At 75.3% G+C, this 15,589-nt stretch carries 15 protein-coding genes; 6 read left to right on the top strand and 9 right to left on the bottom strand.

Translation table 11 applies throughout. The annotated features are described in order from the left end of the window. Positions 1-52: 52 nt before the first annotated feature. Together ACZ7JA_RS25260 and yczE are read right to left on the bottom strand one after the other, a co-directional pair. Positions 53-829 carry a glycerophosphodiester phosphodiesterase family protein gene (locus ACZ7JA_RS25260; protein WP_351663783.1) on the bottom strand — a complete coding sequence of 259 codons (777 nt, stop codon included), beginning with the start codon at positions 827-829 and terminating at the stop codon, positions 53-55. After that, positions 826-1,479 carry a membrane protein YczE gene (gene yczE / locus ACZ7JA_RS25255; RefSeq protein ID WP_351663781.1) on the bottom strand — a complete coding sequence of 218 codons (654 nt, stop codon included), beginning with the start codon at positions 1,477-1,479 and terminating at the stop codon, positions 826-828. Before yczE ends, ACZ7JA_RS25260 begins: the two co-directional genes overlap by 4 nt. A 101-nt stretch (positions 1,480-1,580) precedes the next feature. On the opposite strand from yczE, the gene ACZ7JA_RS25250 reads away from it, so the two are divergent. Beyond that, complete coding sequence (locus tag ACZ7JA_RS25250; protein ID WP_470810585.1) at positions 1,581-3,086, top strand: SCO1417 family PLP biosynthesis transcription factor; 1,506 nt, start codon at positions 1,581-1,583, stop codon at positions 3,084-3,086. 90 nt (positions 3,087-3,176) lie between these two features. Here ACZ7JA_RS25250 and ACZ7JA_RS25245 read toward each other — a convergent pair whose 3' ends face one another. Further along, the gene (locus ACZ7JA_RS25245; RefSeq protein WP_470810583.1) at positions 3,177-4,802 is read right to left on the bottom strand and encodes a hypothetical protein; all 1,626 of its coding nucleotides are present in this window, start codon (positions 4,800-4,802) and stop codon (positions 3,177-3,179) included. A gap of 42 nt (positions 4,803-4,844) precedes the next feature. After that, entirely contained in the window at positions 4,845-5,039 is a 195-nt protein-coding gene (locus tag ACZ7JA_RS25240) for a hypothetical protein (protein WP_143638022.1), read from the bottom strand. Positions 5,040-5,303: 264 nt separating this feature from the next. On the opposite strand from ACZ7JA_RS25240, the gene ACZ7JA_RS25235 reads away from it, so the two are divergent. From ACZ7JA_RS25235 to ACZ7JA_RS25215, 5 genes are all read left to right on the top strand, one after another. Continuing rightward, a complete protein-coding gene (locus ACZ7JA_RS25235) occupies positions 5,304-5,696 on the top strand; it encodes an ankyrin repeat domain-containing protein (RefSeq protein ID WP_351663777.1) in 393 nt (130 codons plus the stop codon). 298 nt (positions 5,697-5,994) lie between these two features. After that, positions 5,995-7,413, top strand: a complete 1,419-nt coding sequence (locus tag ACZ7JA_RS25230) for a HEAT repeat domain-containing protein (protein ID WP_351663776.1) — start codon at positions 5,995-5,997, stop codon at positions 7,411-7,413. Between the two features lie 354 nt (positions 7,414-7,767). Beyond that, positions 7,768-8,898: a glycosyltransferase family 4 protein gene (locus ACZ7JA_RS25225; protein WP_470810580.1), complete on the top strand. Its 1,131-nt coding sequence runs from the start codon at positions 7,768-7,770 to the stop codon at positions 8,896-8,898. Then, a complete protein-coding gene (locus tag ACZ7JA_RS25220; RefSeq protein WP_470810578.1) occupies positions 8,895-10,085 on the top strand; it encodes a glycosyltransferase in 1,191 nt (396 codons plus the stop codon). Before ACZ7JA_RS25225 ends, ACZ7JA_RS25220 begins: the two co-directional genes overlap by 4 nt. Beyond that, positions 10,082-11,050 carry an SGNH/GDSL hydrolase family protein gene (locus tag ACZ7JA_RS25215; RefSeq protein ID WP_470810576.1) on the top strand — a complete coding sequence of 323 codons (969 nt, stop codon included), beginning with the start codon at positions 10,082-10,084 and terminating at the stop codon, positions 11,048-11,050. Before ACZ7JA_RS25220 ends, ACZ7JA_RS25215 begins: the two co-directional genes overlap by 4 nt. On the opposite strand, the gene ACZ7JA_RS25210 is transcribed toward ACZ7JA_RS25215, so the two are convergent. From ACZ7JA_RS25210 to ACZ7JA_RS25190, 5 genes are all read right to left on the bottom strand, one after another. Continuing rightward, positions 10,951-11,820: a 5-oxoprolinase subunit C family protein gene (locus ACZ7JA_RS25210; RefSeq protein ID WP_470810574.1), complete on the bottom strand. Its 870-nt coding sequence runs from the start codon at positions 11,818-11,820 to the stop codon at positions 10,951-10,953. The genes ACZ7JA_RS25215 and ACZ7JA_RS25210 overlap by 100 nt on opposite strands. Before the next feature lie 40 nt (positions 11,821-11,860). Next, positions 11,861-12,478 carry a 5-oxoprolinase subunit B family protein gene (locus tag ACZ7JA_RS25205; RefSeq protein ID WP_470810879.1) on the bottom strand — a complete coding sequence of 206 codons (618 nt, stop codon included), beginning with the start codon at positions 12,476-12,478 and terminating at the stop codon, positions 11,861-11,863. Positions 12,479-12,483: 5 nt separating this feature from the next. Next, positions 12,484-13,242 (bottom strand): LamB/YcsF family protein, encoded by a 759-nt coding sequence (locus ACZ7JA_RS25200; RefSeq protein ID WP_389306399.1) that lies wholly within the window; start codon positions 13,240-13,242, stop codon positions 12,484-12,486. A 73-nt stretch (positions 13,243-13,315) separates the two neighbouring features. Beyond that, positions 13,316-14,146: a putative hydro-lyase gene (locus tag ACZ7JA_RS25195; RefSeq protein WP_351664163.1), complete on the bottom strand. Its 831-nt coding sequence runs from the start codon at positions 14,144-14,146 to the stop codon at positions 13,316-13,318. Positions 14,147-14,151: 5 nt separating this feature from the next. Beyond that, positions 14,152-15,471, bottom strand: coding sequence for an MFS transporter (locus ACZ7JA_RS25190; RefSeq protein WP_351663770.1), 1,320 nt, complete (start codon positions 15,469-15,471; stop codon positions 14,152-14,154). Between the last annotated feature and the right edge of the window lie 118 nt (positions 15,472-15,589).

Here is a 15,589-nt window from a genome sequence, read left to right as displayed (position 1 = left end):
CGCTTCCCCGCCGCAGTGCCGTGCGAAGGCCGGGACGCGGGTGCCGGGGCGCTCAGACCCAGACGCCGCGGTCCTCCATGACCTTGCGCAACGTGTCGATGTGATCGGTCATGATGCCATCGACGCCGAGGTCCAGCAGCCGGTGCATCCGCTCCGGCTCGTTGACCGTCCACACGTGCACCTGCAGCCCGCGCGCGTGGGCGGCGCGCACGAAGCGGTGGTCCACCACCGGCACCCCCGACTGCGCTTCGGGCACCTGGGCGGCCACCGCCGACCTGCGCACCGCGGCCGGCAGCCCCCAGGAGCGCAGCCGCAGGCTGAGCACCCCCCGCGTGCCGAACGAGGTGGCCAGGCGCGGCCCGGCCAGCCGCTGCGCCCGCAGCACCCGGGCCTCGGAGAACGAGCCCACGCACACCCGGTCCCAGGCGCCCGTGCGCTCGATCAGCTCCAGCAGGGGGCGCAGCGCCGGTTCCGCCTTGACGTCCACGTTCCAACGGGCCCCGGGGAAGGTCTCCAGCAGTTCCTCGAACAGCGGCACCGGCTCCCGCCCCGCCACGCGCGCGTCCCGCACGTCCTGCCACGGCAGGTCGGCTATGCGGCCCGCGCCGTCGGTGACCCGGTCCAGCGTCGCGTCGTGGAAGGCGACGAGCCTGCCGTCCGCCGTCGCGTGCACGTCGGTCTCGATGTACCGGTAGCCCAGCTCGACGGCGCGCCGGAACTGGGCCACCGTGTTCTCCAGCCCGTCGGCCGCCCCGCCCCGGTGGGCGAAGGCGATCGGGCCCGGATGATCGAGGTAGGGGTGGCGCGGGGGCTGCGTCGTGAGGGTCACGGACGCAGTATCGCCCCATCGGGTGTCACCGCGGCAACGACGGTGCTGCCGCCCGGTGCCGGCGGGGCGGCGAACACCTTCAGGAACAGCTGTGCCAGGGGTCCGATGGACACCGCGTAGAGCACGGTCCCGATCCCGATGGTGCCGCCCAGGGCGAACCCGGTGATCACCACGGTGACCTCGACCACGGTCCGCATCAGCCGGATCGAACGGCCGGTGCGCCGGTGCAGCCCCGTCATCAGCCCGTCGCGCGGGCCCGGTCCGAAACTCGCCGCTATGTACAGGCCGGTCGCCGCGCCGTTGAGCACGATGCCCGCCACCAGCAGCGGGACGCGCACGGCGAGGGTGCGCACGTCCGGCAGCAGGGCCAGGGTGCCGTCCATGGCGAGACCGACCACGAAGACGTTGGAGACGGTGCCGAGGCCGGGCCGCTGGCGCAGCGGGATCCACAGCAGCAGCACCACCGCCCCCACGGCGATCGACACCACGCCGATGGTCAGGCCGGTGAGCTCCGCCAGCCCCTGGTGCAGCACGTTCCAGGGTTCGAGGCCCAGGCCCGCCGCCACGAGCAGCGCGGAACTCGCGCCGTACAGCGCGAGTCCCGCGTACAACTGGATCAGCCGTCGTCCGAGACGGCCGGAGGTGGACACGACATACCCCCCTGGGTGGTGACAGTGGACTGACGCATGTCACTCTGGAGCCAGGGAGGACATCCCATCCATGGCCAATCCGGGGAAGGTGGACTGATCGCATGGCGCATTGGACCTCTGCGGTGGGCGCCGCGCAGCTCGCCAGACTGCTCACGTCGCAGCAGGACCGCCCGGCGGGCCCCGGCAGCCGCCGCCCGCCCGCCTACCGCGCCCTGGCCGACGGCATCCGGCTGCTGGTCCTGGAGGGCCGGGTCCCCGTGGCCGCCCGCCTCCCCGCCGAGCGCGAACTCGCCCTCGCCCTCACCGTCAGCCGCACCACGGTCGCCGCCGCCTACGAGGCGCTGCGCGCCGAGGGCTTCCTCGAGTCCCGGCGCGGAGCCGGCAGCTGGACGGCCGTGCCGGCCGGCAACCCGCTGCCCGCGCGGGGCCTGGAGCCCCTGCCGCCCGAGGCCCTCGGCTCCGTCATCGACCTGGGCTGTGCGTCGCTCCCGGCCCCGGAGCCCTGGCTCACCCGTGCCGTCCAGGGCGCTCTGGAGGAACTGCCGCCCTACGCCCACACCCACGGCGACTACCCGGCCGGTCTGCCCGCCCTGCGTTCGATGATCGCCGAGCGCTACACCGCGCGCGGGATCCCCACCATGCCCGAGCAGATCATGGTGACGACCGGCGCGATGGGCGCCATGGACGCGATCTGCCATCTCTTCGCGGGCCGCGGCGAGCGCATCGCCGTCGAGTCGCCGTCGTACGCCAACATCCTCCAGCTCATGCGGGAGGCGGGTGCGCGGCTCGTGCCCGTCGCCATGGCCGAGGGACTGGCCGGATGGGACCTGGACCGCTGGCGGCAGGTGCTGCGCGAGGCCGCGCCCCGGCTGGCCTACGTCGTCGCCGACTTCCACAACCCGACCGGCGCGCTCGCCGACGAGGACCAGCGGCGGCGGCTGGTGGACGCGGCCCGCTCGGCGGGCACCGTCCTCGTCGCCGACGAGACGATGACCGAGCTGTGGCTCGACGAGGAGTACGACGCCGGGATGCCGCGCCCGGTCTGCGGCTTCGACCCGGCCGGTTCCACGGTCATCACGGTCGGCTCGGCCAGCAAGGCGTTCTGGGCGGGCATGCGCATCGGCTGGGTGCGGGCGGCCCCGGACGTCATCCGCAGCCTGGTCGCCGCGCGCGCGTACGCCGATCTCGGCACCCCCGTACTGGAACAGCTGGCGGTGAACTGGCTCTTCAGCACCGGCGGCTGGGAGCAGGCGGTCGCGCTGCGCCGGGCCCAGGCCCGCGAGAACCGCGACGCCCTGGTGGCCGCGCTGCGCCGGGAACTGCCCGACTGGGAGTTCGAGGTCCCCAAGGGCGGCCTGACCCTGTGGGTCCGCGCGGGCGGCCTGTCCGGTTCGCGGCTGGCCGAGGCGGGGGAGCGGGTCGGCGTCCGGGTGCCTTCGGGCCCCCGCTTCGGCGTCGACGGCGCCTTCGAGGGGTACGTACGCCTGCCGTTCACGGTGGGCGGCGCCGTGGCGGACGAGGCGGCGACCCGCCTGGCGGCGGCGTCCCTCCTGGTGAGAACGGGCGCGACGGGGGACGCGGAGTCGCCCCGGACCTTCGTGGCGTAGGCGCCCCTCCGCTGTGGCCGGGGGCGGGGGAGGCGCCCCGGAAGCGCGGGCCCGCCGAACGCCCCACGCCCGGCTGCGGCTGACGGCGGCTCAGGAACTCTCGGCGGCGACCGCCTTGGCGGCCAGCGGTTCCGCGGCCACCGGCTCCGCCGCGACCGCCTCGACGGCCTCGACGGCCTCGCCGTCGACGGGCGTCGTACGCGGCGGCAGCAGCCCCAGCACGGCCTGCCGGTCCGTGTCGCTCGTCGCGTCGTCGTAGGGGTCCGGCGTCGCCGGCACCTGAAGCCGGTGCACCGGCCCCGTGCCCAGTCGCGCGTACCCGCGCCCCGGCGGCATATGGGCCGGCGGACTCGTGTGCGGCGGCATTCCCAGCACCGCCTCCACCTGCTGCGGGGCCGCGGGCCCCAGCACGACACGCGCGCGCGTGTGCTGCCGTACCGCCTCGCTCAGCGACTCCGCGCTGTCGAACTGCTCGGCCACCACCACCGTCACGTTGGCGGCGCGCCCGTGCCGGAGCGGCACCTGCAGGAACGTCTGCGGATCCCTGCGGTGGTCCGCCTCCGCGAGGTGGGTGAAGACGGTCGGCCGGTCCAGCAGGATCCACAGCGGGCGCCGCGTGTCCTCGGGCGGCGGGTCGCCCGCCTGCCGGGCGCGGTTGACGGCGGTGAGCCGCCGCTCGGTCTCCTGCGCGGCCCATTCCAGGCTGGCCAGCGCCCCGGCCGGCGCGCACTCCACGGCCAGCACGCCGTCCCGGCCGATCAGGCACGCGTACTCACCGGTGCCGCCGCCGTCGACGACGAGCACGTCGCCGTGCTGGAGGGCCTGCAGGGCGATCGAGCGCAGCAGGGTAGAGGTGCCGCTGCCGGGGTCGCCCATGGCCAGCAGGTGCGGCTCGGTGGAGCGGATGCCGGTGCGCCACACGACCGGCGGCACGTCGCGCCGCTCCTCCTCGTAGGAGAGCGGCAGCGTGCGCTGGACCTCGCTCGGGTCGGTGAACCCGAGGACCGTCTCGCCGGGCGTGGTGACGAACCGCTGGGCGGCGATGCCGGCGGGCAGCGGCTCGAGGACGGACACCGTGAGCCGGTTGCCCTCCTCGTCCCAGCCGAAGTGGTACTCGCGGCCCCGCCCGGCCTTCGCGGCGAGCAGGTGCTCGACTCGCGCGCGGGCCGTGGCCTCGCCGTCCGGGAAGTACGCGGGATAGCGGATCACGAGGTGGGCGACGCGTCCGCCGTCGTCGAACTCGTGCGCCTCGAAGGCCCTCGGCCACTCCCCGCCGTGCGCGTACAGCGGCGCCGGGTCCTCGGCGGTGGTGAAGTACGGCACGAGGGCTTCGTAGAGCGACTGGAGGCGCTCGGCCTGTGTCTCGTCCGGCCCTTCGGGCGCCGGCGGCGTGCGGTCGCGGCCCTGCCAGGCCGCCGCCGCCATCACCGTGATGACGGCGAGCAGCGGTCCGTACGGCATCAGCGCCACGACCAGGACCACGGAGGCCGCGAGGAACAGCAGTGGCCCGCGCTTGTCCTTGGGTGTCTCGGCCCACCTGCGCCGTCCGGCCGAGGCCAGCCGGCGCAGCCCGCGCGAGATCGTGATCAGCGGGTGGAGGACGTCGGTGGCGCTGTCGGCCGCCGTCCGGGCCAGTTCCCGGCTCCGGGCGATCTGCGTCCGGGCGATCTGCGCGCTGTCCTTGCTCAGAATGCGGGGAAGAGGGCGCCGGGCCACTGCTGTCTCCTGTTGGTGTGCGTACGGGCGGGGGTACGGGCGTCAGAACTTGATGCCGCCCAGCAGGCTCGCCAGGCTCTCCCCGCCCGCCTTGATGCTCGGGGCGATGGCCGTGCTGGAGAGATAGAAGCCGAACAGGGCCGAGACGCAGGCATGCGAGCCCTTGAGCCCGTCCTTGCGGAAGAAGAGGAAGACGACGACGCCGAGCAGGACGACGCCGGACATGGAGAGGATCATTTGAGACCTCCTGGTGTCGAGGGGGACAGTCACCGTGAGTTCTTCCAGGATCACAGGATGTATCTATACGATAAAAGGTGCAACTGGGTGAATTACGGTGCTTTTCCCTCGACCGGTGGAGCCGTGGGCGGGCCGCTTGATCCGGGCGCTTGCGTCCGCCGGTGTCTCGGGTGATCTTCACCTCGGGCGGTTCGGGCCATGCGAGGCGCGAGCCAGTACCCTTGCGATTCACCTGAACGGTTGCAACGAGAGGCGGTCACGTCGATGAGTGACGTTCCCGACCCCGAGGTCGTGGAGCTGGCGACCAAGATCTTCGATCTGGCGCGGCAGGGGCGGACGGACGAGCTCGTGGCGTATGTCGACGCCGGCGTGCCCGCCAACCTCACCAACGACCGGGGCGACTCCCTGGTCATGCTCGCCGCGTACCACGGTCACGCCGACGCGGTACGCGCCCTGCTCGCCCGGGGCGCCGAGGCCGACCGGATCAACGACCGGGGTCAGACCCCGCTCGCGGGAGCCGTGTTCAAAGGTGAGACGGAAGTGATCAGAGCGCTCCTGGAGGGCGGCGCCGACCCGGCCGCGGGGACCCCCTCGGCCGTCGACACGGCGCGCATGTTCGGCAAGGCGGAACTCCTGGAGCTGTTCGGCGCGCACTGAAGCGGCCGTTCTGACCAGGCACGACACGGACAACGGGGGAGGCGGTACAAGGCCGCCGGAAATACGGTCGCGGCAGCTCACAGCGCGGGTCATCATGACGACGTGATTCACGGACGCGATGGCCGGGCAGGTGTTGCCGCACCGCGCGGACCGTGACGCGGTCCGCATGGGCCACCGACGAGAGGCAGAGAGATGGTCTACAGCAAGCAAGAGACGGCGGGCGCTCCGACGTTGTGTCACGCGGCCAGGTAATGCGTGTTTCCCGGTTGCGTCGACGCTTGATGTGAGGCTGTTTCCCATGTTCGATCCGGTCATAGCGCCCAGCGGTACGCTGCTCGGCCTGCTCCAGCGGGGCCGCGGCGACGGCACGCTGCACGCGCTCACCGCCCCGCGCGCCGAGGCGCTCGCGGCCCTGAACCACTGTGTGCTGCGCGACCCCCGCCACGACTGGCAGGTGGAGAACCGCTCCCTCTACTACGCCCGGCTCTACCTCGACCTGAACGGCGAACTGGACGCCGTCGAAGCGCACCTCTTCGGCGCCGAGGACGTCCTCGACACCGAGGAGTCCCGCACCGGCCTCGCCCTGGCCGTGCTCGGACACCTCGCCTCCTACGGCAGGCGGGACGCGCTCGAACTGCTGCGCAGGTACGCCGCTCACGGCTCCAACTGGGCCTGGGCTCTCGACGAACTGGCCCTCCGGGACGACGACGCGGGCCTGCGCGCCCTCGCCGCCCCGGTCCTGGCCCGCTTCGCCACCGACCCGGAGGGCGAGGCCGAACTGGCCGCCGCCGTCCGCGACGCCTTCGAGCCGCGGCCCTGGCGGCTGTGGGCCGAGGATCCGCGCGCATCGGTCGCCACACGCGTGCGTGCCGCCCAGGAGACCGGTTGCTTCGACCGCTGGCAGCGCCAGATGCGGCCCACCGGGCCACGTCCGGGCTGGAGCGTGCGAGCCGTCTTCGAGTGGGCCCAGCAGGGCATCGAACGCGGCGCCGCCCTCCATGTGCCGGCCGCCCGCTGCCTCGTCGCCGTGGCCGGTCCGGACGACCGGCCGGAGATCCTCCAGGCCGCCCGGTCCGGCACCGACGGGGCCCGCTGTACGGCCCTGCGCTACCTCGCCGACAGCAACGATCCCGACGTCCTCGGTCTGATCGAGGCAGCGGTGGCCGACGGAACGTCGGTCGTCGTCGAGGCCGCCGTCGACGCCTTCGAACGGATGCGCAGCATCGCCGCCGTCCAGCGGGCCCGGCGCTGGGCCCAGCGCCCCGACGCCCTCGGGGCCGCCGCCGGCCGGATGCTCGCCTGCCGCGGCGGGGCCCAGGACAGCGACCTCGTCCTCGGCGCCCTGCGCGAGGCCGTACGCGGCGAGGGGCCCGACGCGCCCACCCTGTGGACCCTGGTCGACGGCGCCGGACGCCTCGGCATCGCCTGCGCGGCCCCGGTGCTGCGCCACGTCTACCGCGAGACGGCCTCCTCCCACCTGCGCGGCCGCGCCGCCCGCGCCCTGGCCGCCACCGACCCCTCCTTCGCCACCGGCTTCGCCGTCGAGTGCCTGTGGGACTGCGAGGAGACCACCCGGGAGATCGCCGCCCGGCACGCCGAGACCGGCGACGTCCGCGTCGTGGAGAGGCTCCGCCGCCTCGCCGCCGACCCGGCCGAGGAGGACGAGGTGCAGACGGCGGTCCGCAGCCGCTTCGGACCGGACGCGCAGATCATGTGACCCGGACCTTCCAAGCTCGGATCGTCCAAGCTCGGACCGTCCAACCTCGGATCGTCCAATCTGGACCGTCCAAGCCCGGACCGCCCGCACCCGGACCAGGCCGGAGCCACGGCTCCGGCGGGCGCCGGCCGGGGACGCGTGCCGGGGGACGCGCGCAGCGGCCGGCACGGGTGCCGTACGTACGCCGCCCGGGTGGACGGCCCGCCCCTGGGTGAACACCGGGTGACCCGCGGGGCAGGCGGGCATGGCGGCCGTGCGGCCCGCGCGGGTGCGCGGTCCAACGCTCACAGGACGTTCCCCGGCCGGAAAGATCGACGTTGACGCGGCCACGTCCGGCACGGCGACAACACCCGTATGCGTGTCGTCATCGTGACCGAATCCTTTCCCCCCGACGTGAACGGCGTCGCCCACTGCGCGCTCCAGACCGCCCGCCACCTCGGGGACCGCGGTCACCATCCGCTCGTCGTCGCTCCCGCCACCGCACCCGGCACCAGGGCCGACGCCCTGGCGGAGCCGTGTCCCGTCGTCCGGATCCCCTCCCTCCCGCTCCCCGGCTACCCGCAGGTCCGGGTCGCCCTGCCCAGCCGGCGGCTCGCCGCCGCGCTCACCGGGCACCGGGCCGACCTGGTCCACCTGGCCGGCCCGTTCGTCCTCGGCGTCCGGGGCATGGCGGCCGCCGCCCGGCTCGGCATACCCGCCGTCGCCGTCTACCAGACCGACCTGGCCGGATACGCCCGTACCTACATGGGCGCCGGCGAGGCCGCCGCCTGGCGGCGCATCCGCTCCGTGCACACCGCCGCCGACCGCACCCTCGCCCCGTCCAGCGCCGCCCTGCGCGACCTCGAGGCACACGATGTGCCCCGGGTCCGGCTGTGGCCGCGCGGCGTGGACACCGTCCGTTTCCGGCCGGACCACCGGGACGAGGCGCTGCGCCGCGAACTCGCGCCGAACGGCGAGGTGCTCGTCGGCTACGTCGGCAGGCTCGCCCCCGAGAAGCAGGTCGACCTGCTGTCCGGTGTCTGCGGGCTGCCGGGCGTGCGGGTCGTGGTGGTCGGCGACGGACCCAGCCGCGCCCACCTGACCGAGGCCCTGCCGGGCGCGGTCTTCCTCGGCCGGCGCACCGGCGACGACCTAGCCCGGATCTTCGCCTCGCTGGACGTGTTCGCGCACACCGGCCCCTTCGAGACCTTCTGCCAGACCGTCCAGGAGGCCATGGCCAGCGGCGTGTCCGTGGTGGCCCCCGCCGCCGGCGGACCGCTCGACCTGGTCGCCCACGGGCGCACCGGCCTGCTGGTCCCTCCGCGTGACGCGGTCGCCGTACGGGAGGCCGTGCGCGCCCTGGCCGCCGACGCGGGGCTGCGGGCCGCCTATGGCGCCGCCGGGCGGGCGACGGTCGAGGGACGCACCTGGGCCGCCGTCGGCGACCGGCTGATCGAGCACTACGAGGACGTGCTCGCCGCCCGGAAGACGGCGGTGGCGGCATGACCGGCACAACCGGCACACCCCTGCGCATCGTCCGGCTCGCCAACTTCGTCACCCCGGCCTCCGGCGGCCTGCGCACCGCCCTGCGGGAACTGGGCAGGGGCTTCCGGGCGGCGGGCCACGAGCCGGTGCTGGTCGTGCCGAGCGAACGGCACACCGACCGCGACACCGAGCAGGGCCGGGTCATCACCCTGCCCGGACCGGTGGTGCCCGGCACGGGCGGCTACCGCGTCCTGGCCGACCGGCGGCGGCTGGCCGCGCTCCTGGAGCGGCTGGCCCCGGACCGCCTGGAGGTCTCCGACCGCACCACCCTGCGCTGGACCGGCCGCTGGGCGCGTCGCGCGCGGATACCCGCCGTGATGGTCTCCCACGAGACCGCCGACGGCGTCCTGCGCACCTGGGGCCTGCCGGAGCACCTCGCCCGGCGGACCGCCGACGCCCTCAACACCCGTACCGCGCACGTCTACGCGCGCGTGGTGTGCACCACGGAGTTCGCCGAGCGCGAGTTCGTGCGCATCGGCGCGCGCAACGTCGTACGCGCCCCGCTGGGCGTCGACCTGACGGAGCGGCACCCCGGTCTGCGCGATCCCGGGCTGCGGGCCCTGCACGCGCGCGGCGACGAGGCGCTGCTCGTCATGTGCTCGCGGCTGTCGGTGGAGAAGCGGCCCGGCACCGCCCTGGACGCACTGGAGGCGCTGCTGCGGCGCGGCCGGCGGGCGGTGCTGGTGGTGGCCGGGGACGGGCCGCTGCGGGCGCGGCTGGAGCACCGGGCGCGCGAACGCGGCCTGCCGGTGGCCTTCCTGGGCCATGTCGCGGACCGGGCGGACCTCGGCGCGCTCCAGGCGTCCGCCGACGTGTGCCTCGCGCCCGGGCCCGCCGAGACCTTCGGGCTGGCCGCGCTGGAGGCCATGGCGTGCGGGACGCCCGTGGTGGCGAGCGCGTCCTCGGCGCTGCCCGAGGTGCTCGGTTCCGCGGGCGTGGTGGCGGCCGACCGGGGCGAGGCCTTCGCGGACGCCGTGGAACTGCTGCTGGCGCGCTCCGGGCCCGAACGGCGGGAGGCGGCACGCGCGCGTGCGGAGTGCTTCGGCTGGGGCGCGGCGGTGGAGGCGTTCCTCGCCGCGCACGACGCGGAGGTGCTCGGGCGCGCGGAGGCTCCGGCCCGCCCCGCGACCCGCGAGGGCGCGTCATGAGACCTGTGCGTTTCGTGGCGCTCGGCGACTCGCTCACCGAGGGCGTGGGCGACCCGCTGGGGGAGGCCTGGCGCGGCTGGGCCGCCCTGCTGGCCGCCGCCCTCACCGAGGACCCCGGCCGGACGGAGTTCACGAACCTGGCCGGCAGCGGGGCGCGGACGCACGACGTGCGCGCGGCGCAGACCCCGGCCGGGCTCGCGCTCCGCCCGGGCCTGGTCTCCGTCGTCGTCGGCGTCAACGACACGCTGCGCCACACCTTCGACATCGACGCCGCGGCCGTCCGGCTCGACCAGGTCTACGCGGCGTTCACCGGCCAGGGCGCCACGCTGCTCACCGCCTGTCTGCCCGCCCCCGGCGCGATGCTCGGACTCCCCGGCGCCCTGGCCCGCCCGCTGGCCCGGCGGCAACGGGCGGTCAACGCCGTCGTGCACGCGCTGTCCGGCCGGTACGCGGCGGTCCACCTGCACGCCTCGGAGGGAGCCTGGCTCGGCGACCGCGCCCTGTGGAGCGCGGACCGGCTGCACCCGGGCGAGCGCGGCCACCGGCAGCTCGCCGTCCGCTTCCACGCCCTCCTCGCCGCGGCGGGTCTGGCCACCGGGGCGCCGCCGTCCACCGAACCGGAGTTCCCGGCCCCGACCCGCGTGGCGAGCCTGTGGTGGCTCGCCACCGCGGGGACCGGCTGGGTGGCCAGGCGCTGCACCGATCTGCTGCCCCAGCTGCTGCGGCTGGCGGCGGACGAGGCACGGCACCGCGCGCGGGGCACCGCCGACCAGCTCGACCTGCGCGCGTCCGCCGCGGTGTCGCGGGCACTCGCCGCCCTGCCCCCGGCCCGGTGCGTCGAGGGCGCCCGGACCGGCTTCGGGGATCACCGGCGCCGTACCGCCACGAACCGCACCGGGGTGCCCGGGACCGCCTGCGCGGCCGCCGGGAGGTCGGCCGCGCGGACCACGGCGATCACCGGGTAGCCCCCGGTGGTCGGGTGGTCGGCGAGGAAGACCACCGGGCGGCCGTCGGGCGGGACCTGGACCGCGCCGAGCACCATGCCCTCGCTGGGGAGTTCGCCCTGGCGGGCCCGCTCCAGGGCGGGCCCCTCGGTGCGCAGGCCGATGCGGTTGCTCGCCGGGGACACCCGGTACGCGCGCGTGGTCAGCGTCCGCAGCGCGCCCGCCGTGAACCAGTCGTCGCGCGGGCCCGTCGTCACCCGGAGCACCAGCTCGGCCGGCGGCCCCGGCTGCGGGACGGGGTCCACGCGCGCGGGCGGGCCGGCCGGGACCCCCAGCGGCAGCACCGTGCCGTCGGTGAGGGGCGCCGGACCGAGGCCGGACAGCAGATCGCGGGAGCGGCTGCCGAGGACCGGTTCCACGGCGATGCCGCCGGACACGGCCACGTAGGCGCGCAGGCCGGCCACGGCCGTGCCCACCTCCAGCAGTTCACCGGCGGGCACGGTGACCGGGGCGCCCCAGGCGACCGGCCGTCCGGCCACCGTGACCGGGCACGGCGCCCCCGCGACGGCGACGGTCACCATGGAACGCGGGCGCAGCGCGCAGCCGTTGACCGTGGTCTCCAGGACCGCCGCGTCCGCCGGGTTGCCGGCCAGCCGGTTGACGAGGGCCGCCGCGCGCGGATCGAGTGCCCCGGAGCGGGGCACGCCGAGGTGTGCGTACCCGGGGCGCCCGCGGTCCTGCACGGTGGTGAGCGCCCCGGCCCGCACCACGACGAGCGCGCGGTCGCTCACGTGTCCTCCCCGGCTGCCGGGCACGCCCGCGCGTGCGCCCTCACGCGTCGCCCACCGGTGTGAAGCGCACCCGTGTGCCCGGTGAGAGCAGCGCGGCCGGTACGCGCGCGTGGTCCCACAGCACCGCGTCCGTGGTGCCGATCAGCTGCCAGCCGCCCGGCGAGGAGCGCGGGTAGACACCCGTGTACGGTCCCGCCAGTGCCACGGCGCCCGCCGGCACCGCCGTGCGCGGGGTGGCCCGGCGCGGGACGTCGTAGCGGGCGGGCAGCCCGGTGAGGTAGCCGAAGCCGGGCGCGAACCCGCAGAAGGCCACCGTGAACTCGGTGTCCGCGTGGATCCGGACGGCTTCGCGCACGGACACCCGCCAGTGGGCGGCGACCTCCGTAAGGTCCGGGCCGTCGTAGCGCACGGGCAGTTCGACCCGCTCGGGCGTCTGCGGGGGAGCGGCGGGCGTTTCCGAGCAGGCCAGTTCGGATGCCAGGCGGGCCGGGTCGGCGAGCCCGTCGAGCAGGACCGTACGGGCCGCCGGGACGATCTCGCGTACGGTCAGCGACCCTTCCGCCCGCCGTCGCAGCAACTCCGCGTGCAGGGCCCGCGCCTGCGAGCCGGAGGCGACCTCGACCAGGAGGGCGTCGTCGCCGACGGGGAGTGCCGTCAGGCCGCTCATGCGAAGGCCTCCACCCGCACGCCCGCCGCCACCAGCCGCTCGCGCACCCGGCGGGCCAGATCCACCGCGCCGGCCGTGTCGCCGTGCAGGCACAGCGAGCGGGCGCGGACCCGGATCCGCGCGCCGGAGTGCGCGATCACCGAGCCGGAGCGCGCGAGACCCACCGAGCGCTCCACGACGGTCTCCGGATCGCTCACCACGGCGCCCTCCCGGCCGCGCGGCACCAGCGTGCCCGCGTCGGTGTAGGCGCGGTCGGCGAACGCCTCCGTGACGGTCGGCAGGCCCGCCTTCCCGGCCAGCTCCAGCAGCCGGGAGCCGGGAAGGCCGAGCACCGGGAGCGAGGCGTCCGCCAGCAGCACGCCGTCCACCACCGCAGCGGCCTGGTCCTCGTCGTGCACCACCCGGTTGTAGAGCGCGCCGTGCGGCTTGACGTACGCCACGCGCGCGCCCGCCGCCCGGGCGAACACCTCGAGGGCGCCGATCTGGTAGGCCACTTCGGCGGCCAGCTCGGCGGGCGGCACGTCCATCGCGCGCCGCCCGAACCCGGCGAGGTCCCGGTAGGAGACCTGCGCGCCGATCGTCACCCCGCGCGCCGCGGCCAGCTCGCACACCCGGCGCATGGTGGCCGCGTCGCCGGCGTGGAACCCGCAGGCCACGTTGGCGCTGGTGACGACGGACAGCAGTTGCTCGTCGTCGGTCAGCCGCCAGCGGCCGAAGCCCTCGCCCAGGTCGGCGTTCAGATCGATCGCGGTCATGGTCCCTCGTGTCTTTCCGGTCCTCGTGTCGGGTGCTGTCCGGGCCCCGTGCCCGGTGTGCCGCTCGCCGGCGTCAGTCGACGCCGACCACGCGGTACTGCTCGTCCCGCGCGTCGGTCAGGAACATCTGGCCCGGTGCGTGGGTGATGGCGAACGGCGGCCGGGACGCCATCACCGCCGCCTGCGGGGTCACCCCGCAGGCCCAGAACACCGGGATGTCGTCGGGCGCGGCGTCCACCGGGTCGCCGAAGTCGGGCCGCCCGAGGTCCTCGATGCCGAGGGCCGCCGGATCGCCGCAGTGCACCGGGCCGCCGTGCACGGCGGGCAGCAGGCCGCTCTCCCGGATCGCGGCGCGCAGGTGCTGCGGCGGCACCGGACGCATGGACACCACCATCGGCCCGCGCAGCCGGCCCGCCGGGCGGCACTCCCTGCCGGTCACGTACATCGGCACGTTGCGGCCCTGCTCGACGTGCCGGATCGGGACGCCCGCCCCGGCCAGCGCCCACTCGAAGGTGAAGCTGCAGCCCAGCAGGAACGACACCAGGTCGTCCCGCCAGTACGCGCGCGCGTCCGTCGGCTCCTCGGCCAGTTCGCCGTTCCGCCACACCCGGTAGCGCGGCAGGTCGGTGCGCAGATCCGCGCCCGGGGCGAGCACGGTGGTGGCGGAGCCCGCGTCCGTGACGTCCAGCACGGGACACGGCTTGGGGTTGCGCTGGCAGAACAGCAGCATGTCGTAGGCCCAGTCGGCCGGCACCGCGATCAGGTTGGCCTGCGTGTGCCCGGCCGAGACACCCGCCGTGGGGCCGGTGAGCCCCGCCCGGAAGCGGGCCCGCGCTTCCTCGGGGCTCCACGCGTGCGCGTGCTCGTCGACGAGGGTCACGGGCCGGTCGGAGGTACGGTTCACCCGCGTCACGCCAGCTCCTTCCCGCGCGTCTCCGGCAGCCCGAGCAGGGCGAGCGCCGCGAGGCCGTAGCCGATCGCGCCGAAGACCAGCGCGCCGCCCACGCCCCAGCTGTCCGCCAGGAAGCCCACCAGGGTCGGGAAGACCGCGCCCACCGCGCGGCCGGTGTTGTACGTGAAGCCCTGCCCGGTGCCGCGCACCTCCGTCGGGTACAGCTCGCTCAGGTAGGAGCCGAAGCCGCTGAAGATGGCCGACATGCAGAAGCCGAGCGGGAAGCCGAGCACCAGCAGCAGCGTGTCGGCGCCGTGCGGGATGTCGGCGTAGGCGAGCACGCAGATCGCCGAGAGCAGCGCGAACAGCCAGATGTTGCGGCGCCGGCCGAGCCGGTCGGTGAGGTGTCCACCGGTCAGGTAGCCGAGGAAGGCCCCCGAGATCAGCAGGGTCAGATAGCCGCCGGTGCCCACGACGGACAGGCCGCGCTCGCTCTTGAGGTACGTCGGCACCCAGGTCGCCAGCGTGTAGTAGCCGCCCTGCACGCCCGTGGACAGCAGGCTCGCGAAGACCGTCGTGCGCAGCAGGCCCGGCTCGCCGTTCGAAGCCGGCCGGAAGATCGCCGCGAACGAACCGCGCCGGGGGCTCTGTTCACGGGCGGCCGTCGCCTCGGGCGCGTCGTGCACCCGGCGGCGCAGCCACACCACGAGCAGCGCGGGCAGCGCCCCGGTCCAGAACATGATCCGCCAGGCCAGGTCGTCGCCGGCGACGGAGAAGACCAGCGTGTAGACGACCGCCGCCAGTGCCCAGCCGACCGCCCAGGAGCTCTGGACGGCGCCGAGCGTGCGGCCCCGGTGCCGGGCGCTCGCGTACTCGGCGACCAGGATGGCGCCCACCGCCCACTCGCCGCCGAAGCCGAGCCCTTGCAGGGCGCGGAACACCAGCAGCGTCTCGTAGTTGGGTGCGAAGCCGCAGGCCACGGTGAAGACGGCGTACGTGATCACCGTGATCATCAGCGCCCGGACCCGGCCCAGCCGGTCCGCGACCACCCCGGCCACCGCCCCGCCGATCGCGGAGACCACCAGCGTGACGGTGGTGAACAGGCCGGTCTGGCCGCTGTCCAGACCGAAGTACGCCGCGAGCGCCACCATGCTCAGCGGCAGCGTGAAGTAGTCGTAGGAATCCAGGGCATATCCGCCGAAAGCTCCGGCGAACGCCTGGCGGCCGCGCGGGCCGAGGGCCCGCAGCCAGCCGAACGCGCCGTCCTCGGCGACGCGTTCGCCTGTGGCCGGCCGGAGGTCCGGTGTCGCGGACCGGGGCGGGGGAGTCGTGCTCATGGGCACCTCGCAGAAGGGGGACGGGGGGTGCGGTGAACCGAGCCATGCCGTGCGGGAGTTGTGCCGTGCCGAGCACCGTAGAGGATCGTTCAACGATCCTTCAATACCCCTGTTGTCT

It is taken from the genome of Streptomyces sp. NPDC038135 (assembly GCF_055601245.1).
The sequence above is the reverse complement of the archived record's forward strand: the minus strand, read 5'-3'. Positions and strand labels throughout refer to the sequence as shown.

What these genes read in the sequence shown, in the direction of transcription:
- ACZ7JA_RS25225 (WP_470810580.1), top strand. Translation starts at nt 7,768, where the DNA reads ATGCGTGTCGTCATCGTGACCGAATCCTTTCCCCCCGACGTGAACGGC.
- ACZ7JA_RS25235 (WP_351663777.1), top strand. Translation starts at nt 5,304, where the DNA reads ATGAGTGACGTTCCCGACCCCGAGGTCGTGGAGCTGGCGACCAAGATC.
- ACZ7JA_RS25200 (WP_389306399.1), bottom strand. Translation starts at nt 13,242, where the DNA reads ATGACCGCGATCGATCTGAACGCCGACCTGGGCGAGGGCTTCGGCCGC.
- ACZ7JA_RS25250 (WP_470810585.1), top strand. Translation starts at nt 1,581, where the DNA reads ATGGCGCATTGGACCTCTGCGGTGGGCGCCGCGCAGCTCGCCAGACTG.
- ACZ7JA_RS25240 (WP_143638022.1), bottom strand. Translation starts at nt 5,039, where the DNA reads ATGATCCTCTCCATGTCCGGCGTCGTCCTGCTCGGCGTCGTCGTCTTC.
- ACZ7JA_RS25220 (WP_470810578.1), top strand. Translation starts at nt 8,895, where the DNA reads ATGACCGGCACAACCGGCACACCCCTGCGCATCGTCCGGCTCGCCAAC.
- ACZ7JA_RS25230 (WP_351663776.1), top strand. Translation starts at nt 5,995, where the DNA reads ATGTTCGATCCGGTCATAGCGCCCAGCGGTACGCTGCTCGGCCTGCTC.
- ACZ7JA_RS25215 (WP_470810576.1), top strand. Translation starts at nt 10,082, where the DNA reads ATGAGACCTGTGCGTTTCGTGGCGCTCGGCGACTCGCTCACCGAGGGC.
- ACZ7JA_RS25190 (WP_351663770.1), bottom strand. Translation starts at nt 15,471, where the DNA reads ATGAGCACGACTCCCCCGCCCCGGTCCGCGACACCGGACCTCCGGCCG.